The 20,187-nt window shown below is 59.6% G+C and carries 19 protein-coding genes and 1 pseudogene; 8 read left to right on the forward strand and 12 right to left on the reverse strand.

The window, feature by feature from the left end:
• Positions 1-58: 58 nt before the first annotated feature.
• Positions 59-889: an NADPH-dependent 7-cyano-7-deazaguanine reductase QueF gene (gene queF, locus NPS47_RS18460; protein ID WP_274296239.1), complete on the forward strand. Its 831-nt coding sequence runs from the start codon at positions 59-61 to the stop codon at positions 887-889.
• A 48-nt stretch (positions 890-937) separates the two neighbouring features.
• On the opposite strand, the gene NPS47_RS18465 is transcribed toward queF, so the two are convergent.
• Both NPS47_RS18465 and NPS47_RS18470 read right to left on the reverse strand, forming a co-directional pair.
• On the reverse strand, positions 938-1,201 hold the full coding sequence (locus tag NPS47_RS18465) for a DUF4404 family protein (RefSeq protein ID WP_274296240.1): 264 nt from the start codon (positions 1,199-1,201) through the stop codon (positions 938-940).
• 124 nt (positions 1,202-1,325) lie between these two features.
• Positions 1,326-1,892 (reverse strand): phosphonoacetaldehyde phosphonohydrolase-related protein, encoded by a 567-nt coding sequence (locus tag NPS47_RS18470; protein ID WP_274296241.1) that lies wholly within the window; start codon positions 1,890-1,892, stop codon positions 1,326-1,328.
• 196 nt (positions 1,893-2,088) lie between these two features.
• On the opposite strand from NPS47_RS18470, the gene NPS47_RS18475 reads away from it, so the two are divergent.
• The 3 genes from NPS47_RS18475 to rssC all read left to right on the forward strand — a co-directional run bounded on the left by NPS47_RS18475 (position 2,089) and on the right by rssC (position 4,800).
• Positions 2,089-2,796 carry an MlaA family lipoprotein gene (locus NPS47_RS18475; protein WP_274296242.1) on the forward strand — a complete coding sequence of 236 codons (708 nt, stop codon included), beginning with the start codon at positions 2,089-2,091 and terminating at the stop codon, positions 2,794-2,796.
• Positions 2,797-3,136: 340 nt separating this feature from the next.
• Complete coding sequence (rssB, locus tag NPS47_RS18480; protein WP_274296300.1) at positions 3,137-4,321, forward strand: two-component system response regulator RssB; 1,185 nt, start codon at positions 3,137-3,139, stop codon at positions 4,319-4,321.
• Positions 4,318-4,800: an anti-sigma factor antagonist RssC gene (rssC, locus tag NPS47_RS18485; protein WP_013971741.1), complete on the forward strand. Its 483-nt coding sequence runs from the start codon at positions 4,318-4,320 to the stop codon at positions 4,798-4,800. The genes rssB and rssC overlap by 4 nt, the downstream gene beginning before the upstream one ends.
• A gap of 39 nt (positions 4,801-4,839) precedes the next feature.
• Here rssC and NPS47_RS18490 read toward each other — a convergent pair whose 3' ends face one another.
• The 3 genes from NPS47_RS18490 to dusA form a co-directional block, all read right to left on the reverse strand.
• Complete coding sequence (locus tag NPS47_RS18490) at positions 4,840-6,744, reverse strand: alkaline phosphatase D family protein (protein ID WP_274296243.1); 1,905 nt, start codon at positions 6,742-6,744, stop codon at positions 4,840-4,842.
• Between the two features lie 161 nt (positions 6,745-6,905).
• The gene (gene tal, locus NPS47_RS18495; RefSeq protein WP_274296244.1) at positions 6,906-7,832 is read right to left on the reverse strand and encodes a transaldolase; all 927 of its coding nucleotides are present in this window, start codon (positions 7,830-7,832) and stop codon (positions 6,906-6,908) included.
• 124 nt (positions 7,833-7,956) lie between these two features.
• Positions 7,957-8,967, reverse strand: coding sequence for a tRNA dihydrouridine(20/20a) synthase DusA (gene dusA, locus NPS47_RS18500; RefSeq protein ID WP_274296245.1), 1,011 nt, complete (start codon positions 8,965-8,967; stop codon positions 7,957-7,959).
• A gap of 449 nt (positions 8,968-9,416) precedes the next feature.
• On the opposite strand from dusA, the gene NPS47_RS18505 reads away from it, so the two are divergent.
• Positions 9,417-10,307, forward strand: coding sequence for a glycosyltransferase family 2 protein (locus NPS47_RS18505; RefSeq protein ID WP_274296246.1), 891 nt, complete (start codon positions 9,417-9,419; stop codon positions 10,305-10,307).
• On the opposite strand, the gene NPS47_RS18510 is transcribed toward NPS47_RS18505, so the two are convergent.
• The 4 genes from NPS47_RS18510 to NPS47_RS18525 form a co-directional block, all read right to left on the reverse strand.
• Positions 10,297-11,451 (reverse strand): O-antigen ligase family protein, encoded by a 1,155-nt coding sequence (locus tag NPS47_RS18510; RefSeq protein WP_274296247.1) that lies wholly within the window; start codon positions 11,449-11,451, stop codon positions 10,297-10,299. The two genes, NPS47_RS18505 and NPS47_RS18510, sit on opposite strands and share 11 nt — an antisense overlap.
• A 290-nt stretch (positions 11,452-11,741) precedes the next feature.
• Complete coding sequence (locus NPS47_RS18515; protein WP_274296248.1) at positions 11,742-12,527, reverse strand: sulfite exporter TauE/SafE family protein; 786 nt, start codon at positions 12,525-12,527, stop codon at positions 11,742-11,744.
• Positions 12,528-12,694: 167 nt separating this feature from the next.
• Positions 12,695-13,030: a DUF6124 family protein gene (locus NPS47_RS18520; protein ID WP_274296249.1), complete on the reverse strand. Its 336-nt coding sequence runs from the start codon at positions 13,028-13,030 to the stop codon at positions 12,695-12,697.
• Between the two features lie 713 nt (positions 13,031-13,743).
• Positions 13,744-14,364, reverse strand: a complete 621-nt coding sequence (locus NPS47_RS18525) for a helix-turn-helix domain-containing protein (protein ID WP_274296250.1) — start codon at positions 14,362-14,364, stop codon at positions 13,744-13,746.
• A 127-nt stretch (positions 14,365-14,491) separates the two neighbouring features.
• On the opposite strand from NPS47_RS18525, the gene NPS47_RS18530 reads away from it, so the two are divergent.
• From NPS47_RS18530 to NPS47_RS18540, 3 genes are all read left to right on the forward strand, one after another.
• Entirely contained in the window at positions 14,492-15,622 is a 1,131-nt protein-coding gene (locus NPS47_RS18530) for an NAD(P)/FAD-dependent oxidoreductase (protein WP_274296251.1), read from the forward strand.
• Between the two features lie 19 nt (positions 15,623-15,641).
• The gene (locus NPS47_RS18535) at positions 15,642-16,019 is read left to right on the forward strand and encodes a RidA family protein (protein ID WP_274296252.1); all 378 of its coding nucleotides are present in this window, start codon (positions 15,642-15,644) and stop codon (positions 16,017-16,019) included.
• Positions 16,020-16,095: 76 nt separating this feature from the next.
• Complete coding sequence (locus NPS47_RS18540) at positions 16,096-17,160, forward strand: YkvI family membrane protein (protein ID WP_274296253.1); 1,065 nt, start codon at positions 16,096-16,098, stop codon at positions 17,158-17,160.
• A 46-nt stretch (positions 17,161-17,206) separates the two neighbouring features.
• Here the strand turns inward: NPS47_RS18540 and NPS47_RS25800 are convergent, their stop codons facing one another.
• The 3 genes and pseudogenes from NPS47_RS25800 to NPS47_RS18550 all read right to left on the reverse strand — a co-directional run bounded on the left by NPS47_RS25800 (position 17,207) and on the right by NPS47_RS18550 (position 20,142).
• Positions 17,207-17,992 (reverse strand): methyl-accepting chemotaxis protein, encoded by a 786-nt coding sequence (locus NPS47_RS25800; RefSeq protein WP_425313528.1) that lies wholly within the window; start codon positions 17,990-17,992, stop codon positions 17,207-17,209.
• A gap of 117 nt (positions 17,993-18,109) precedes the next feature.
• A pseudogene (locus tag NPS47_RS25805) lies at positions 18,110-19,093 on the reverse strand (cache domain-containing protein); the annotation flags it as partial.
• Between the two features lie 167 nt (positions 19,094-19,260).
• The gene (locus tag NPS47_RS18550; protein ID WP_274296255.1) at positions 19,261-20,142 is read right to left on the reverse strand and encodes a LysR family transcriptional regulator; all 882 of its coding nucleotides are present in this window, start codon (positions 20,140-20,142) and stop codon (positions 19,261-19,263) included.
• Between the last annotated feature and the right edge of the window lie 45 nt (positions 20,143-20,187).

Here is a 20,187-nt window from a genome sequence, read left to right on the forward strand (position 1 = left end):
CCCCTTTGCATGGCACAAACCGATAAACTAGGCACATTTCGTCCTTCAGGTTTGAGTCATGCATCCCGCCGCCGAACATTCCCCGCTGGGCAAGTCCAGCGAATACATCGCCACTTACACGCCATCGCTGCTGTTTCCGATTCCCCGCGCAGCCAAATGGGCCGAACTGGGCGTCAGCGCCGAAACGCTGCCGTGGCAAGGTGTGGATTTCTGGAACTGCTTCGAACTGTCCTGGTTGCTGCCGTCGGGCAAACCGGTGGTGGCGATCGGCGAGTTCGCGATTCCCGCCGATTCGCCGAACATCATCGAGTCCAAGTCGTTCAAGCTGTACCTGAACTCCCTGAACCAGACCGTGTTCGAAACGCCGGCAGCGTTGCAGGCGTGCCTGGCTAAAGATCTCTCGGCCGCAGCCGGCAAGCCGGTGGTCGTGCAGATTCGTAGCCTGGCTGAAGTTGAAGGGCAGGGTGTGGTTGCCTTGCCGGGCGTGTGCATTGACGACCTGGACGTCAGCATCAGCAACTACGAGCAACCGCAACCGGAGTTGCTGAGCTGTGACAGCAGCCGTATTGTCGAAGAAACCTTGCACAGCCACCTGCTCAAATCCAACTGCCCGGTCACTGGTCAGCCGGATTGGGGGAGCGTTACTGTGCATTACCGAGGGGCCGCGCTGGATCACGCGAGCCTGCTGACCTACCTGATCAGCTTCCGCCAGCATGCCGATTTCCATGAGCAGTGCGTGGAGCGCATTTACCTGGATCTCAAGCGTTTGCTCAATCCTGAGTTCCTGACGGTGTATGCCCGTTATGTGCGTCGCGGCGGGCTGGATATCAACCCGTACCGCAGCACCGAAACCGTGACGTTGCCGAATCTGCGCCTGGTTCGACAGTAATGAAAAAAAGCCCCGGATGATGGGGCTTTCTTTATTGCAGTCGGCTATTCAGATGCCCATGCTTTGCAGGCTCTGAACGATATTGCGCAAGGTGGCGGTCAAGCCGGGGTGCTCGACTTCAAAACGCTCCACCGCCAGGTTGACCCCGTCCACCAGGTTGTTGTCTGGCGTCACGGCCTCCAGTTTGATCTGGGCCTCGATCTGCTGCATCAATTCCTGCAGGTGTTCGCGTTCTTCCAGCGACAGCGGCGGATTTTGCTCCAGTTGCTCGCGCAGGGCGTTGAGTTGCTCTTGCAGTTCGCGGGCAGGCATGGGTGATCTCCCTCTATGGATAGGCACAGTCATGGACCCCGGTAGTGGCTGAAAGGTCCATGCCTTGTCTTCTAGAGTAATCCACTGGGCGATGCTTTGCATGACCCGGATCAACGGCCCTGTGTCAGGGTTTTTCACCCTTGAGTCGGCGCTGGCTGATGTCGGCCAGGCAGTCGCTCAGCGCTTCGAGATGGTCGATCACCGAATGTACACCCAGGGCGAACAAGTGCAGCGTCGCCTTGCCGCGTTGGCGTTCCTGTTCCTCTGGGCTGAGTGCTTGCCATTGCTGGCTGTCGGCCCCGCAAAGCGAGCCGCAGGTGGCTAGGCCGATAGTCCATAGGCCGGCATTGAGCCCCGATTGCAGCAGGCGTGGCTCACCGCTGACCAGCACGCAGCCTTCAAGGGTGTGGGTCTTGAGCGTCATTAGCGCCTGCCAGCAGGCGTCCGGCGCAGGCCATGGCGCGGGCGCCTGATATTGCGCCTTGATCCAGGCGGGCAATGGCCTGCCAAAGTGTTCGGCGTCGGCGCTGCTCAGTTCGTCAACCCAGGCACAGGGCACACGTTGCTGATTCAACCAGTCGAGTGTCTGCAGGGCGCCGCGGGTGGGTTGCGGTTTCGGGTTGACGCCCACTTCGACGAGGCAGCCGCGCAGGCCAAACAGCAGAGCGGTGAAGGCGGGGGTGTCTGGCATGGCAACATCCCTGAAATAGCCTGCACATTACGCGTGTCGTATTACACCTTGGTTACGACGCCAGCGCACAGTTGTTCACAAAATCATGACCTTGTTTCTGTCAGGCTGTTTATCAGTGTAAGACCCTTTATACTTGTTTCCTTTTTGAGCGTAGGGCACGTCGTGTCTTACATAGTGACTGTCGAGGAGTAACTCTATGCGTAGGATCGGTACAGGCGTGATCAATCGGATGACCCGGGCCTGTGTCTGTGCCAGCCTGCTGCTGGCGCCAATGGGCGCAGCCCAGGCGGCGACCGAGGAAGATCCGTGGGAGAGCATCAACCGGCCGATCTTTACCTTCAACGACACCATTGACACCTACGCGCTCAAGCCGCTGGCCAAGGGATACCAGGCAATCACCCCGCAGTTTCTGGAAGATGGCATCCACAACATGTTCCTCAACCTGGGCGACGTGACCAACCTGGCCAACAACATCCTGCAGCTCAAGCCGCATGCCGCCGGTGTCGACACCGCACGCCTGATCGTCAACACCACCTTCGGTCTGGGCGGTTTCTTCGACGTCGGCACCAAAATGGGCCTGCAGCGTAACGATGAAGACTTCGGTCAGACCTTGGGTTACTGGGGTGTAGGCAGTGGTCCTTACGTGATGCTGCCATTGCTCGGCCCAAGCACTGTGCGTGACGCTGTCGGCAAATACCCGGACACTTACACCGAACCCTACCGCTACATCGACCACGTGCCGACCCGCAACAGCGCGATTGCCGTGGATGTCGTCGACACCCGCGCCAGCCTGCTGTCGGCGGAAAAGCTGATCCGTGGCGACAAATACGTGTTCATCCGCAACGCTTACCTGCAGAACCGTGAGTTCAAGGTCAAGGATGGCGAAGTCAAAGACGACTTCTAATCCGCACAGTAATGAAACTGGCGGCCCTGGGGGCCGCCTTTTTCATGCCTGCAATTCAGCACATGCTGACAATGCAATCCTTCCATTAGGTTGCAGCTGAAGGGGTTTTTATAACTCTTGGTGATTTACCCCGCAAAGAGCAGCCGCGAGCATCGGCGTACCCTTGAAACCCCCAGCGGATGGGAGTACCGTCTGCGCCTTACAGGGCACCTCTGCAAGTTGCCGGACAGCCTGTCTTGTCCTACAACTCATATAAGAGTGGCTAGAAGCGAATCCAGTACGTGTGCTCATGCCTTGTCGAGCCGCCTACGCCAACCTAATTCTGGCGCCGTTTGCCCACATGCAGAAAACCAGTGCCACGCTGCTGATAATCGATGACGACGACGTCGTACGTGCCAGTCTTGCCGCCTACCTTGAAGACAGTGGTTTCAGTGTCCTGCAAGCGAGTAATGGCCAGCAGGGCCTGCAGGTCTTCGAACAGGAACAGCCCGATCTCGTGATCTGCGATCTGCGCATGCCGCAAATGGGCGGCCTGGAGCTGATTCGCCAGGTGACCGAGCGTGCGCCTGAATTGCCGGTGATCGTGGTTTCCGGTGCCGGGGTCATGAACGATGCAGTAGAGGCGTTGCGCCTGGGCGCTGCCGACTACCTGATCAAGCCGCTGGAAGATCTGGCGGTGCTGGAGCATTCGGTGCGCCGTGCGCTGGATCGCGCTCGCCTGGTGCTGGAGAACCAGCGTTACCGGGAAAAGCTCGAAACCGCCAACCGCGAACTGGAGGCCAGCCTGCACCTGCTGCAGGAGGATCAGACCGCCGGGCGCCAGGTGCAGATGAACATGCTGCCGGAAAGTCCCTGGGTGACCGACGAGCTGTCGTTCGAGCATCAGATCATTCCATCGCTGTACCTGTCGGGCGATTTTGCCGACTATTTCCGGGTCGACGAGCGACGCATCGCCTTCTACCTGGCGGACGTCTCCGGCCATGGTGCTTCATCGGCGTTCGTCACGGTGTTGTTGAAGTTCATGACCACCCGGCTGCTGTTCGAATTCAAGCGCAATTCCAGATTGCGCGATTTCAAGCCCTCGGAAGTGCTCGGCCACATCAACCGCGGCCTGATCAACTGCAAGCTGGGCAAGCATGTGACCATGGTCGGCGGGGTGATTGATGAAGACACCGGGCTGATGACCTACAGCATTGGTGGTCACTTGCCGTTGCCGGTGCTGTACACCCCCGGCCAGAGCCGCTATCTGGAAGGCCGCGGATTGCCGGTCGGACTGTTTGAAGAGGCGACCTACCAGGATCATGTTCTGGAGTTGCCACCACAGTTCAGCCTGACCTTGCTCTCTGATGGCATTCTGGACCTTTTGCCCGGGGGAACACTCAAAGATAAAGAGGCGGCCTTGCCTGAAATCGTCAAGGCCGCGGGTGGTAGCCTGGATGGGCTGCGCCAACGATTCGGATTGGCTACGCTTGGGGAGATGCCGGATGATATCGCCCTATTGGTGTTGAGCAGGAACCTTCAATGAGTACGGGAAGAATCCAGTTCGCCGAACAGAGCGGCACCTTCGTTCTGAAGTTTGTCGGCGAAGTGCGTCTGACCTTGTGTTCGGCGCTGGATGCGACTATTGAAAAGATCTTTACGGCGCTGAATTTCTCGGCGATCGTCATCGATCTGACTGAAACCGAAAGCATCGACAGTACCACCTTGGGCTTGCTGGCCAAGCTCTCGATCCTGTCGCGCCAGAAGGTTGGGCTGTTGCCGACAGTGGTGACCACCAACCCGGACATCTCGCGGTTGTTGCAATCGATGGGCTTCGACCAGGTGTTCAACATCGTTGACCGGCCGATTCCATGTCCCGAGTGCCTGACCGATCTGCCTTCCCAGGACCAGAACGAAGACGTGGTGCGCTCGAAGGTGCTGGAGGCGCACAAGATCCTCATGGGCCTGAACGATTCCAATCGCGAAGCCTTCCACGACCTGGTCAACGCCCTCGAGCGTACCTGATCCGGCCCTCAGGCGCCTTGCGGCGCCTGCACTGACTGACTAATCCGTTGACCTGGGTGGAAACTCGGTCGGTGCCGCGCCGTTGGCGTTGAGCTGGAAAATTCGCTGGGGTTGCCCCTGCTCATTGAAAAACACCTGGCCCAGGCCTGCGCTGTTCCACAGTCGCTCGCCGGCCTTGCTGTGGCTCGGCGTGCGAGGAATCACCTCCATCTGGCGGCGCTTGGTGAACCAGTTGAGTGGTGAGCGGGGTGAATACAGCCAACGGTTAAGGCGGTCAAAGGTATCCAGCAGGCGCTGCGGGAATTCGTTCTTGATACCGCTGCTGGTGATCTGCCACAGGTGCGGACTGCGCTGGCGATGACGGATCAGTACCTCGTAGACGAACGAATAGTGCACGTCGCCGGAGAGAACCACGTAATGCCCTGGCGTACGCGAGTGCCGGAAGATGTTGAGGATCACCTGCGCCGCACCACGATGGGCCATCCAGTTTTCAGCATCGACCAGCAGGGGGTAGCCCAGCCAGCTGAACACCCGTTGCACGCTCTCGATCAGCTTGACGCCGAATATCGGTGCGGGTGACACGACGATTGCCGAGGGGTGATCAAGCAGGGCCTGTTGCAGCTCGCTCAAAGCCTCCCAGTCGAGCAGGCCGGAAGGCTTGTTGAAGTTGCTTTCGCTGCGCCAGCGACGCGTACGGGTGTCGAGCACCAGCAGCGGTGGGTTGCTCGGTAGTGTGAACTGCCAGCCCTGAAAGCGCAGCAGTTCATCGATCAGCTCATCCTGCAATGAGGGATTCAGGCTCTGGTCGGCCAGGGCACTATGGCTCAGTGCCTGGCATTTTTGCACCAGCTCGCGGCAGCTATCGGGATCATTGCCCCAACCCTGGCACAGCAGGTAGGCAAGTAAAGCGTTGCCAATGATGCGCCTGGAAAAGGGGTGGCCGTAGGCGGTTTCTTCCCACTGCGCTGACAGGTTCCAGTCGTCGGTAATGTCGTGATCATCGAAGATCATCAGGCTGGGTACATGGGCCAGCACCCGGGCGACGCCACCCAGGCCGGCGACAAAGCCGCAGATCAGCTGTTGTTCCTGCTGGTAGCGGTCCTGGCGCTGAAGGGTAAGCCCAGGTGGCATTTGCGGGTCGATCAGCGACCAAGGCACAGGCGACCAGACCAGCAGGTACATGGCCATGACCTCGGCGAAGGTCACCAGGTGATTGTCGGCATTGCTGCTGGTGAAGATCGGCTTGCGCGCGCCACCGAAGAAGCGCTCTCGCAAGGTTTCGTTGCTTTCCAGCGCCGGTAGCAGGTCGGCCCGGTGATAGTAGCTGGCAGGGTGTCGATAGAGCGCGGTGCCGTTATCGACCACCGCACCCTGCAACGCCTCGTCGAACAATCCCAGGCGTTCAATCAGCGCATGTATTGCGCGCAGCATCGGCCCGGCGACATCGTCGGCGTAGACCTGATCGCCGCTCATCATCAGCAGCGCGGGGCGCGACTTGGGGTCGGTGCATTCCATCAGCAGGCGATCAGCGCAGAGCAGGCCGTCGGCGGCCGGATGATGCGGCTTGCGGCAGGAGCCGTGAAGCAGCTGTTCAAGGCGCGAATGCAGGACAAAGCTGGGCTGCCGGGCGCCGTCATAGAGCAGGTGTGGGGCCCATTGGGCGATGCCTTGAGCATCGCTGCTGGTTTGCAGGGTCAAGTCATAGTCGATCTGCACATCACAGGGCAGCGGGCTGTCGAGGCGGATGTCGATCAGGTGCACGAACGCCTGGCGGCCGATGGCGATGACCTGGCAATCGAGGTCGGGGGTGATGCCCGGGCAGTTCAGTGACAGGGTCGGGTGCAGCACGTGTGAGCCGACCAGCCAGAATACCATTCGCGTAGGTTCCAGGCGGCGCAGCAAGGGGCCGGCCAATACTGCGGGCAATACGCAAGGTTCAGGCATCAACATCTCGGATAACACAGTCGAAAGCGTCGCGGGTCAAGCCCGCTCCCACATACAAATACTCAATGTGGGAGCGGGCTTGACCCGCGATGAGGCCTCGAGGCCGCAAAAAAACAAGGATACTCAGTATTTCCCGCTTCAGTAGCAAATGCGGTTTTGTATCAAACCTTTGCTGCGAGCAACGCCTCAAGCTTCTCCTGATCTCGAGCGAATTGGCGAATGCCCTCGGCCAGTTTCTCGGTGGCCATGGCATCTTCGTTCGACGCCCAGCGGAACTGTGCTTCGTTCAGGTGTTGACGGGCTTCACCGTTTTTGCCCGGTGTGAGGATGCGTGGCAGCTTGCCCTGGTCATCGCTCAGCTGCTGTAGCAACTCGGGGCTGATGGTCAGGCGGTCGCAGCCCGCCAGTTGTTCGATCTGACCGATATTACGGAAGCTTGCCCCCATGACCACGGTCTTGTAGTCATTGGTCTTGTAGTAATCGTAAATGCGCGTAACCGATTGCACGCCCGGGTCTTCAGCACCGACGTATTCCTTGCCGGTGGATTTCTTGTACCAGTCGTAGATCCGGCCCACGAACGGCGAAATCAGGAATACCCCCGCGTCGGCACAGGCCTGTGCCTGGGCAAAGGAGAACAGCAGGGTCAGGTTGGTCTGGATGCCTTCTTTCTCCAGCACTTCGGCAGCGCGGATGCCTTCCCAGGTCGAGGCCAGTTTGATCAGCACGCGGTCGCGACCGATATCGGCCTTATCGTATAGCTCGATCAGTTGCCGGGCCTTGGCCAGCAGCGCGGGTTGATCAAAAGACAGACGCGCATCGACTTCGGTGGAGATACGCCCCGGAATCACCTTGAGAATGCCGGCACCCACTGCCACGGCAAATGAGTCACAGGCCAGGCCGATATCGCCTTTGCTGCGTTCGACCGATTGCTTGAGCAACTCGGCATAACCGGGCATGGCTGCGGCTTTGAGCAGCAGGGACGGGTTGGTGGTGGCATCGACCGGTTTCAGGCGGCTGATGGCATCGATATCACCGGTGTCGGCAACTACAGTGGTGTACTGCTTGAGTTGTTCCAGCTTGGAGGTCATGGGCGTGCTCTGTCCTGTGCGATGGATCGACATTACCCGAGCGCCGCCAGCCGCTCAAGGGCTGGCTGGCAAGCGAGGCGAAGGGATAAGCCTTCGAGTCTCCAGGTGCGTACAGGTTCCGGAGCTAGCGCCCCTGCAACAGCTCGCCGGCCTGATCGAGCAGCGCCAGTGGGTCCTGGCTCTTGTGGATGTCTACCGAGAGCAACTGACGGAATTTGCGCGCCCCAGGGAAGCCCTGGCCGAGGCCGAGGATGTGACGGGTGATATGGTGCATGGCACCACCGGTTGCCAGGTGGGCGGCGATGTAAGGGCGCAGTTTGGCCAGTGCTTCACTGCGACTGATCACGGGTGCCTGGCTGCCGAACAGCTGCTGGTCGACCTCGGCCAGTACATAGGGGTTGTGGTACGCCTCGCGTCCGAGCATCACACCGTCAAACGTCTGCAGGTGTTCCTGGCACTCGGCCAGGGTCTTGATGCCACCGTTGAGAATGATCTCCAGCTCAGGGAAGTCCGCCTTCAACTGCGCTGCTACGTCGTAACGCAGGGGTGGAATTTCGCGGTTCTCCTTCGGTGACAAACCTTCAAGGATTGCAATGCGTGCGTGCACGGTAAAACTGCGGCAGCCGGCATCACGCACCTGGCCGACGAAATCGCACAGCTCGGCGTAACTGTCGCGGCCATTGATACCGATACGGTGCTTGACCGTCACCGGAATCTGCACCGTATCCTGCATCGCTTTGACACAATCGCCGACCAGTGCCGGATGGCCCATCAGGCAGGCGCCGATCATGTTGTTCTGCACCCGGTCGCTCGGGCAGCCAACGTTGAGATTGACCTCATCGTAGCCGGCGTCCTGGGCCAGCTTGGCGCAAGCGGCGAGATCTGCCGGCACACTGCCGCCCAGTTGCAAGGCAAGCGGATGCTCGGCTTCGTCATGACGCAGGAAGCGCTCGGCGTCGCCATGCAGGAGGGCGCCGGTGGTGACCATTTCGGTGTAGAGCAGGGCGTTGCTGGATAGTAGGCGTAGGAAGAATCGGCAATGGCGATCAGTCCAATCCATCATCGGCGCAACAGAAAACCTCCTAACTACCGGATTCTTTGGGTTTACCAGGTTTTCTGCGTGTGTCGTCTGCATCTAAACTCTTCTCATTTGCTACTGTTTGCCACCGTGTTTGCATTTTTCGAAGGCGGCGTATGCCGAACACATTCGCATCGTGCAAAAGGGCGTCACAGTTTATCAGGAAAGCCAGGCGTTCGACCGTCAGACAAGGGCCATGGTAGTTTTGTGCCTGGGGCAATCCGCTCTCGTGTGCGCTTCAGCGACAAGGGAGGCGATCAAGGACGTCCAATATGCCATGCCTCTGATCGCGAACAGCACGTGCCACGCAAGCCTGTATCGTTTGAGGCTGCCTTCATCTAGACTGGAGGTTCTATGCGGAGATTACCGATGCAACTAATGATAAGATAAGTAGCATTACACCTGCACCTTCGGCTATTAATCGAGGCTTGTGAGCTTGAGCGCGACATTCGCAAATGTAAGCTGAAAAATACTAATGCAGCACGGATTGAATTTAGGGTTTTTTTATGTCTGCTCAACGTCACGATGTTTCTGACACACCGTTGGTGACAGTCATCATCGCTTCTTATAATCACGCGCGTTATATAGAAAAAAGCGTAAGTAGTGTCATCAACCAAACTTATTCCAACATCGAGTTGCTGGTTATCGACGATGGTTCGACGGATGAGAGCCCGGCGATTTTGAAGCAGCTCCAGGAAAAGCATGGTTTCGATTTACGCTTTCAGGCCAACAAGGGCCTGGCGGCTACGCTTAATGATGCGATTGGGCGTGCAAGGGGCGAGTTAATTGTCCCGTTCGGCTCCGACGACATCATGGTTGCCCATCGTATCGCCACGCAAGTGGAGTACATGAAGGGTAAACCTGAAGTGGGTATTTGTTCGGCCAATATCGAAACCATTGACCAGGATGGTCGGGTTATGGGCCCGCGTGAGCAGCGTAAGCGAAATCTGCCCTTTCGCCGTCTGGATTTTGACGATCTTTTTCTAGACCGCAAGCCCGGGCCAATGGCTGCGACATTGATGCTGCGACGCGAAGCCCTGGATAAAGTCGGTGGCTTTAATGCGAATATTCGGCTGGAGGACGTCTATATCGAGTTGGCGATTGCGCGTGCCGGTTACTTTATCGACGTGCTTGGCGAGGTGCTGGCGCAATACCGTGATCACCCCACAAACACCTTCAAGAACGGCCGGTTCATGGTGGACAACGTACTGAAAACGTACGAGGTGTTCCGTGATCACCCGCAATACGAGAAGGTGTGCATGAACTTCCGCAACTCCATGGTGCTCAAGTACGCCAACCGTGACAAGGCGTTGACTCGGGAAATCCTGGCGGAAATCCCGGTCAAGTACTGGAACAAGAAAACCTTGCGCGGTATCTGGAGGCTGATCAGCTCTTGACTGCTCGGCTACGCGTCCAGTAGATCAGCGATTGGCCGTAGATCAGGGCCAGTGGTATCCAGATCAGGAACCAATGCTCTTTGGGGCGTGACATGAAGGCACTGCCTTCGGTCAGGCCCGCAGCAAAGCCGAAGATAAGCCAGGTCGCCGCGAGTGTGACAGCAGCTTGCTTGCGGTAGACCCAGCTGAAGTACATCGCAAGGCCATACAGCGTCATCCACAACACCAACCCCAGGATGCCGCCCGCGTACAACACGCCCAATTCAATGTTGTGTGGATCGGCGAGTGTTCTGCCCATGCCCGGAATGATCACCGTCATGGGGGAGTCGTAGCCATGGCCCAGCCATGGATATTCACTGATCTGGCGCAACGACTCCATCCAGATGGCGGGACGGTAAGACACCCCGCGTTGGGTGATGGCTTCGGGATGAATCAGCGCAAGACTGATAATGCCAAGCGCTACCACCCCTATGGCAATCAGGCTGCGCCGCCGGTCGCCGACGATCATCAGCCACCCCAGGGCCGCCGCCAATCCCACCAATGGCGTACGTGAGCCGGTTGCGATGATCGCTACGCCGAGGAGCGCCAGGCAGATAATCGGCAGCGGGCTCAACGCGCTACGGGCCTGGAACCATGATCCCAGCCAGAAAGCGGCGAAAGCACCGAATACATGGGCGGTGAGCAAGGGGTTGTAGAGCGCGCCGTAACCGGTCAAACGGTTATCAGGTTCGGGCAGTTTGAAGAACATGAAGTAGATCAGCGACAGGCCTGCCGCCAATGCGGCGAAGATGGCCGCCAGACGCGTGCACTGTTCCAGTTGCGCAGGGGTGCGCAGGGCGATGATGCCCGCAGATAACAGCAGCATTGCGATGTATAGCGGTCGTTTGACCAAACTGCCTGCTGAGTTTTCCGTGTCAGACCAGACAATGCTCAGGAGGGTGTATGCACTGAAGGCCAGGAAGGCCAGAAACAGTGGGTTGCTGGTCAGGGGTTTGAGTAATCGCGGCTGCAGGATCAAAGCCAGGAGGGTGGGGACGGCCAGGAAAATGTAAAAGAGCTTGTGGTACATCGCTCGTTCGCCAGCCCAGAACATCCCTGTGAGGATGACCAGCCAGCCTATCGGCAACAGGTAGCTATTGATCATGTTCCCCAGGCGTTGGGCCTTGGTCTCTATCGGTACATCAATTGACATCTCGCGTGCTCATCCTAATCAATGCCATATTTATATGCCCTGTGCGGTATTAATGCTGAAACCCTTTAGCCCCTCGAAAGATTGCCTCCTTGCTGAATAAGGGCTGCACAGCAGCCCGTGGCCACAGTTCAAACGGCTGAAGAATTAGGGACAAGGGCTGGCAGGAAAATAGCATCAATCCATCGCTGCTGCCACGCTGGCGTGGCAGCGGGCCTACAGCGTTGGCGGTTGGCTGCGAGGCTTCAGAACGCCAATTTATAACCGATCATCAGCAGCATGCCAGCCAGGCACGGGCGCAGGACGCTGTCGGAAATGCGTCCGGTCAGGTGGCTGCCCAGATAGATGCCTGGCAGCGAACCCAGCAGCAGGTAACCCAGCAGTGACCAGTCCATGTTGCCCATGCTGGCGTGGCCCAGGCCGGCGACTAGAGTCAGGGGCACCGCGTGGGCGATCTCGGTGCCGACCAGGCGGCGGGTGACCAGGTAGGGGTAGAGCAGGAACAGCGCCACCGTACCCAGGGCGCCAGCCCCGATGGAGGTCAGCGAGACCATGACGCCGAGGATGACGCCGGTGACCACGGTCAGCAGGTTGAGGCTGGTGCCGCTCAGGTGATAGCGGTCGCCCGCGTGTTTGCTGGCGAATGCTTGCAGTTTGCTTTTGAACAGAATGGCCAGGGCAGTGAGTACCAGCACTACGGCCAGGCCTTGCTTGATCACCGCGTTAGCGGCCTGGGTGTCTGCATTCAGGGTACTGAGGAACCACAGGGTTGCCGCGGCGGCAGGGACGCTGCCCAGGGTCAACCAGCCGGTGATTTTCCAGTCGATGTTTTTGTTTTTGCTGTGGACCCAGACGCCGCTGGCCTTGGTAATGGCGGCGTACAACAGATCGGTGCCCACTGCGGTGGCCGGGCTGATGCCGAACCAGAGCAGGATCGGGGTCATCAATGAACCGCCGCCGACGCCGGTCATGCCGACGATGAAACCTACGATGAGGCCTGCAATGGTGAAGCCGAATGAACCTACATCCATAATTTACCTGAACGCTCAACGTGCCCGTGATCGGATGGCAGCCAGCATAAAGGTTTTTTTATAGCGAAATAGACTAGTTCGTTATTAGGTTATAACTGGAGCCTCGAGGGCAAGCCCGATGGGCGCGAGCCTGCCCCGCGATGTTTCGCTGAGTTATCTGGATGGATTCACGCTTGTGGCGTTGCGCGTTCTGCACATTGTTTGGCGTCCAGTTGCCGTTCCTCCATCCCGTCGAGCAATGCGTCAATCAGTGCCTTGGCCATTTCGACCGAGTGCTGGGTGGACCAGGCAAAACCGCGGCCCGGCTCTTTGGTGTATTGCACGGCCTGGGGGATAGTTGAGCTGGCGCATTTGAGGTAGAGCGAGGCATGTACTAGGGCGTCTTCAGCGCTAACACCGGCACGGACGCTGAACAGGGGAGGATGCTCCGGGCAGCTGTCGACGCTGGTTTCGACAGTCTCGCCGAGGCGCATGTACGGTGGGTCGGGGACTAGTTTTTTCATGGACAACTCCGAGTGTTAAAGGGGCTGCCACGCTTTTGTCGCCAAACAAAATGGTGGCAGCTGTACGCAGGTTGGCGAACCGGAACACTCGGAAACCCGGCAGGGCCGAAACCCTCCCGCGCACAGCCGCCATAATACGCGACGACTAACAGGGTATTGCATGAGTGATTACCCGGGTCGCCAAACCCGATCACTGAAAATTCAATGACCGAACGAGCCTAGTGTGAAGACCTTCCCCGGGCAAGCAACTGAGGCCGACAGACTGCGTAGGATAGGTCCTAGGACCAAGCGCTGGCTAGTCAGTGTAATCTGATTTGCCCGGTGGGAGCGGGCTTGCCCCGCGATGAGGCCCTCGGATTTGTGGGCATATCCATTCGCGGCGGTGGCGCTGAATCACCTTTCCGCCCTTACGGCGGGTTACTTTGGCAAACGCCCCAAAGTAACGCAAAGGGCTCGCCCCACCAGGGGCCCTACGCTGCGCTTCGGGTCCCTTCGCTCCGGTGCCGCTACGGGGCATTGCGAGCTACGAGTTGCAAGCAACTCTACGCTTCGCAACTTCGGCTATCGCCGAAGGCGCTGCGCGCTAGCCCCTCCACGACACCTCCACTCAGCCCTACTGGTTAACGGGGCGGGTGGATCAAGATCAAAAGCAGATCAAAAGCAGATCAAGATCAAAGGCACAATTCGCTTCGCTCTTGCTTTGCGCGCGGCCTTCACCGATCTGTCATCACCACCATCACCTGTGCATCGCCCCCATCCTCACTCTCCGACAGGTAGATGTGCCCGACATTGCTGTTGAAGTAAGCGGTTTCCTGCGCGCCAATACTCACCGCTTCGCCCGTTTCAAACTCGATCCGCACCCGACCACTGAGCACCAGGGCAAACTCCTGCCCGGGGTGACGAATGAACTCATCGAACTGCTGTCGCTCACGGGCAATGATCCGCGCAAACATCGGTGTCATCAGGCGCTCGGGAAACTCGCCGGCAATCAGGTGATAGTCATAGGTTCCGGTGCTGTAACCCGGCACGGTAGGTAGTGAGTGGACGACCACGGTGGTAGATGCCGGTGCATCTTTCATTTCCGATGAGCGAAACAGCTGGGCGATGTCGACATTTAGCGCGCGCGCCGCGGCAGCCAGTTTTTCGTAGCTCACCGATACCTGTGCCAGCTCCATTTTCGACAAGGTCGAGACCGGTACCCCGGAACGTTCCGACAACTGCTTGAGGGTCAGTTGCTGACTCTTGCGCACACTGCGCAGTCGGGCGCCGACTTCGGTGCGGTCGATCGGGGACTGCACGCCAGGGCGGTCGGCAGCAGGGGAGCGGTCACTCATCAAGGATCTCGGTCAGGTAGTACGGACAGGCATCTTAACGTGGCTGCTTGCGTATTCCGAAATTCTCATATATTAGAATTCTCATAAGTGATAATTTCCGATTCCCCCATCAGGCAATGGCAAGGTTATGACGCAAATTTTCGACAGCGTGATCATTGGTGCCGGTATTGCGGGTGCTTCCCTGGGATACCGACTGGCCGGCCAGCAGCGTGTGCTGTTGCTGGAGCGTGAAGCGCAGCCCGGCTACCACGCAACCGGGCGCTCGGCGGCGATGTTCATGGAGGCTTATGGCACTCCGCAGATCCAGGCCTTGACCCGGGCTAGCCGGGCTTTCTACGAATCACCCCCGAGCGGATTCTGCGAGCATCGATTGCTTGAGCCGCGAGGCTGTCTGTATGTCGCCAGCCTCGAACAGCAGGAGCTGCTGGCCAGCAGTTATGCGCAGAACCTGGCCAATGGCACCGAAGTGCGCCTGCTCGACCCCGAGGCTGCTGTGGCGATGGTGCCGAGCCTGAGGGGCGATGCCATTGCTGGCGCGTTTCATGAGCCAGGTGCCATGGACCTCGATGTACACGCTTTGCACCAGGGCTTCCTGCGTGGCTTTCGGCAGGCGGGCGGCGAGCTGCGTTGCAATGCCGAGCTGATTGAGGGGGCCTTTGCCGAAGGTCTCTGGCACCTGCACCTGGCCGACGGCAGTGTGGTGCAGGCGCGTCAATTGGTTAATGCGGCGGGCGCCTGGGCAGATCGGGTTGCTGCAGTTTGTGGCGTGTCGCCCGTGGGCCTGCAACCCTGCCGGCGCAGCGCTTTTACCTTCGAAGGTCCGCAAGACCAGGCATTTGCGCAGTGGCCGGCAGTGATTGGGGTGGATGAGAGTTTTTATTTCAAACCCGACGCCGGGCAGTTGCTCGGCTCACCGGCCAATGCCGATCCGGTCGAACCTCAGGATGTGATGCCTGAAGAGCTGGACGTGGCGACCGGCATCTACAACATCGAAGCGCTGACCACGCTGACGATCCGTCGCCCCAGTCATACCTGGGCCGGGCTGCGTTCATTCGTCGCCGATGGCGATCTGGTCATTGGCCGTGAACCGAACAATCCCGCGTTTTTCTGGCTGGCTGCCCAGGGAGGCTATGGCATCCAGTCGGCGGCCGGTGTCTCGCAACTGGCCTGTGCATTGCTGCTGGACCAGGCACTTCCCGCTTCCTTGCACCGCGAAGGTGTCGAGCCGCAACGCTTGTCACCGGCGCGTTTTCGTTAATCCCTCAAAGGACATTGCCATGAGCTCGACTATCCAGCGTATTCCCAGCCACCTGCCGTTTCCGTTTTCCAAGGCGGTCAAGGTCGGGGGCTTTTTGTTTCTCTCCGGCCAAGTGCCAATGAGCACCACAGGCGAGGTGGTGCGTGGTGATATCCAGACCCAGACTCAGGCGACCCTGGAACGTATCGGCGAAACCCTGGCCGAGTGTGGCGCAGGGTTCGAACAGGTGGTCAAGGTCACGGTGTGGCTGTCTGACATGGCGCATTTCGCCGGTTTCAACGAGGTCTACAAAACCTTCTTCGCCCACGGCTATCCGGTGCGCTCGACCGTGAGCGCCGGGCTTGCGCTGGGTGTGGATGTGGAGATCGAAGTGCAGGCCTGGATCGGTCACGACTGAGGTCGCACACGCCTGCGCGCTACTGGGTAAAAACAACAAGGCCTGACCAGGGCCATAGATGCCAGAGGGTTGGAACATGAAAGAACAGCTGAAAATTGCAGGCGCCTTTATCGGCGTTATCGTGGGTGCAGGTTTCGCCTCAGGGCGGGAGTTACTGCTGTTCTTTGTCAACTTCGGCGTCTGGGGGCTGCTCGGTACCCTGGTCAGTGCGGCGCTGTTCACCTTTCTCGGCATGGCACTGGCCGGGCTGGGGAACCGTCTGCAGGCGGCCTCGCACAAGGATGTCGTGTATGCCATCTGCGGGCGTTACCTGGGCCTGTTCGTCGACCTGCTGATCACCTTCTTCATGTTCGGGGTGACGGTGGTGATGCTCGCCGGTGGCGGTGCTTTGCTCGAACAGCAGTTCGGCATTCCGGCACTCACCGGTAGCGTGCTGGTCACCCTGTTGGTGGTGGCCGTGGTCTGTCTGGATATTCATAAGGTCATTGTGCTGATCGGCGCGGTCACGCCGTTCCTGATCCTCGCGGCCACGGCCATTGCGTTGTACGCAGTGTTCACTCGCGACCTGAGTTTCACCGCCCTGGACCAGATCGCCAGCCGGCAGGAGGCGGGGGCGAGCCACTGGCTGCTGGGGGCTTTTCTCTATGTGTCGTACAACGTGGTCGCAGGAGCGCCGATGCTGGCGATTCTCGGCGGTTCTGCACGCCTGGAAAAAACGGCGATCTGGGGTGGCATTCTCGGTGGCGCGGGCCTGGGCGGTTTGATGCTGGTGATGAGCGCCGGGTTACTCTCGCGCCTGGATACGGTGGCCGATTTGCCGATGCCGATGCTGTCGATTGCCAGTGAAATTTCCCCGGCGCTGGGCGTGATCATGTGCGTGATCATCTTCGGCATGATCGTCAATACCGCAGTGGGCATGCTCTATTCGTTTCTGGCGCGGCTGTTGCCGGCGGGTACCCGCAGCTTTCGTCTGGGTGCAGTGGGGGCAGGGGTGGCAGCGTTTATCTGTAGCCTGATCGGCTTTATCAGCCTGGTCGGTCAGGTCTATCCGTTCTTCGGTTACCTGGGCTTTGTGGTGATGCTGGCGGTGCTGGTCGGCTGGGTGCGCATGGGCAGGGTCAAGCGCGCGGTGGTGGTGTAGTACCAGGCAGCTGGCGAGGGCATTGCGCCCTCGCCAGGGCTGCCGGTCAGATCTTGAAGCTGTCGACCAGTTGCTTCAAGCGGCCGGCCTGTTGCGCCAGGGCATCGCAATGACGCAGGGTGTCATTGAGGTTGGCCACGCCTTGCTGGTTCAGCACGTTGATCTGGGTGATGTCCAGGTTCAGGCTTTCGACCACGGCGGTCTGTTCCTCGGTCGCCGCCGCCACCGACTGGTTCATGCCGTCGATTTCACCGATACGCTGGGTCACGCTGCTCAGGCGTTCGCCGGCCTGGTTGGCAACGACCACGCTTTCTTCGCTCGACACCTGGCTGGCGTTCATGTTGTGCACCGCCTCGCGCGAGCCGACCTGCAGGGTGGTAATCATCTTGTGAATCTCTTCGGCCGACTCCTGGGTCCGGTGCGCCAGGTTGCGCACTTCGTCGGCGACCACGGCGAAACCGCGGCCGGCTTCCCCGGCACGGGCAGCTTCGATGGCGGCGTTCAGGGCCAGCAGGTTGGTCTGCTGGGAGATGCCCTTGATCACGTCGAGGATCTGCCCGATGTCGTCGGTGCTGGCGTTGAGGGTTTCGATCTGCTCGCAGGATTCGCTGATCTTCTGCGACAGTGCGGTCATTGCCGAGATGGTTTCTTCCACCACCTGGCGGCCGTCGTTGGCCTGTTCGCTGGCGCCGCTGGCGTGCTGCGAGGCGTCGGCGGCATTGCGGGCGATTTCCTGGGTGGCGGCGCCCAGTTCGTTGATCGCCGCAGCCACGCTGTTGGTGCGCATGCTCTGCTCTTCGGAGCCGATGATCGAGGCGTTGGACGCGCTCATTACTCGCTCGGACAAGTCATGCACCTGACGGGTGGCCGAGGACACTTCGGCAATCGAGGCATGAATACGCTCGACGAACTGGTTGAAGGCGCCGGCCAGTTCGCCGAATTCGTCCTTGTTCTCCACCGCCAGACGGCGAGTCAGATCGCCTTCGCCCTGGGCGATGTCCTGCATGGCGCGACCCATGGTGGTCAGCGGACGCATCAGCACCGGAATCAGCAAGCTGAGCAGGCCGGCAATGGCTGCCACCGCGATGAGCATGGCGATGATGGCCGACGTGCGGAACTGGCTGAGCGGGGCGTAGGCCTTGTCCTTGTCGATCGACAAGCCGATGTACCAGTCGGCCGATGGCAGGCCACTGACTGGAGCAAAGGAGATGATGCGCTCCTGACCGTCCAGGGTTGCTTCATGAATGCCCGGGGCCACCTGCAGATTGCTGCCTGGGTAGATGTCCTTGAGGTTCTTCATCACCTGGTCTTTGTCCGGGCTGACGATCACCTGGCCATTGCGGTCGACCAGGAAGGCATGGCCGATACCGCCGAAGTCCACGGCGTTGATGATGTCGACCAGCGATGCCAGGCTCAAGTCACCACCGACCACGCCGAGCAGCTCACCGTTGGTTTTGCTCTTGACCGGCATGCCGATGGTGACCACCAGGCCGCCGACCGCAGCCATGTACGGTGGGGTCAGCATGGTCTGGTTAGCGGTCACGGCGGCGGTGTACCAGGGACGCTGGCGTGGGTCGTAGCCGTCAGGCATCTTCGCATCCGGGCGCTGGGTGAATACGCCGTTGGCCTGTCCGACGTAGGTGAACTGGAAGTTGTTGGTGAACGAAGGCTGGTCGACCAGTCCCGGGAAATCGGCATTGGCACCTTGGTGGGCTACGTCCTGGGCGAGGTTTTCCAGCACCAGAATCCGCCCGCTCATCCAGTTCTGCACGCTACTGGCGGTCAACGCACCCGCTTGTTTGACCGACGACTCGATGTTCTGTCGGATGGTGTTGCGTTGCAGATAATCGTTGTAGAGGGTGAACAAAGCGAATGCCAGAACCACGACGCCGCAGGCGCACAGCAGGATCTTGTGGCGAAATTTCAGGTTCATGTTCCGATACCTTGTGCCAGTAAGGAGGAGTGCCGAGCGGTGCTTTTGGCCAATGCTCGTACCTATCCAGACGGCTATCGGCCGCGATACTGAAAAATTGAAAGGCAGATTGCCGCAGGGGCTGACAGGTTTTTCCTACCCAAGGCTTTGCGCTGCGGTTCGTGGTGTTAAACACCGAGGAGCCTGACCAGTTCCTGTGCCGCCTTTTGCAGCGGCTGGTTGTGGCGCCAGAAGGCATGGACCGGCAACTGCAGTTCGTTGCGGGTGTTCTTGAAGTCCAGGCGCAGCAGACGCCCGGCCTCAAGCAGCGGAGCCACCCGTGACAGGGGAAAGTCACCCCAGCCCAGGCCGGCTTCGACCATCTCCAACGCCATGCTCAGGCTGTCGGTGCGCCAGTGTGCCTTGCCGATCAGGGCGCGGGTGTCAGTGATTGGCAGGTCGCGACTGGCCACCAGAATCTGCCGGACATTGACCAGGTCTTCGAGGTAGGCGATCTGCCGGGGTTGGCGTTGCAGGGCAGGGTGCTGAGGCGAGATGGTCGCCACCAGCGACTCCATGCCGATGTTCTGGAAGCGTTGCTGCGGATCAACCGCCAATCCGGCAAAGGCCAGGCACAGGCTGACGCGGCCGCTGTGCAGCAATTGCAGGGCCTCTTCCTGCGGCGCGCTGAGCACCTCGATCTCCAGCAGCGGATAGCGTTCGCTGATGGTCTTGATCGCCGCCAGCAGCGGGCCATGGTCGATGTCCGGCACCACACTGATGGCCAGGGTGCTTTCCAGCCCTTGGGACAATTCCAGGGCATGTATCTGTAACTGCCCCAGTTGCGCCGCGATCATCCGCGCGTGGGGTTCCAGCGCCAGCGCCAGGGCGGTGGGCCGGGTTTCCCGGTGCGTGCGCTCGAACAAGGCATAGCCCAGCTCGGCCTCAAGGTTGCCGACCGCCATGCTCACGGCCGAAGGCACTCGGCCCAAGGCGCGGGCGGCGGCAGAGAAGGAGCCGCGGTCCAGCACGGCGAGGAACAGTTCGATGTTGTCGCTGGAAAAATTCAATTGGGTAATCTCCTGTCAGGCAATCTGATAGCTGCTGACTTTTTC

The organism is Pseudomonas putida (genome assembly GCF_028682475.1).
GTDB lineage: Bacteria > Pseudomonadota > Gammaproteobacteria > Pseudomonadales > Pseudomonadaceae > Aquipseudomonas > Aquipseudomonas putida_AG.